The following is a 237-nucleotide window of genomic DNA, read 5'->3' as shown; positions in this document are numbered from 1 at the left end:
ACAAGACCCGGCAGCGGATGTGTCCACTGTACGTTGCGGGATTGATCGGCCCTGGTGATCGCAAGAGCATTCAGCCGATGGCAGAACGCCTTGCCTCGGGCAGCTACGATCAGCTGCACCATTTCATTGCGGACGGCATCTGGGACGCGACGCCGCTAGAGACGGAACTGCTCAACCAGGCGGACCGACTTGTCGGCGGTAGGGATGCGGTGCTCGTTATTGATGACACCTCACTGC

The 237-nt window shown here is 60.3% G+C and carries 1 protein-coding gene; it reads left to right on the top strand.

The window, feature by feature from the left end; translation table 11 throughout:
- A partial coding sequence (locus FNJ47_RS48940) for a transposase (protein ID WP_163163846.1) occupies positions 1 to 237 on the top strand: 237 nt, incomplete at both ends.

Origin of the sequence: Bradyrhizobium uaiense, from assembly GCF_010811875.1 — a bacterium.
GTDB classification, from domain to species: Bacteria; Pseudomonadota; Alphaproteobacteria; order Rhizobiales; family Xanthobacteraceae; genus Bradyrhizobium; species Bradyrhizobium uaiense.
This window is presented reverse-complemented; position numbering and strand designations above follow the sequence as displayed.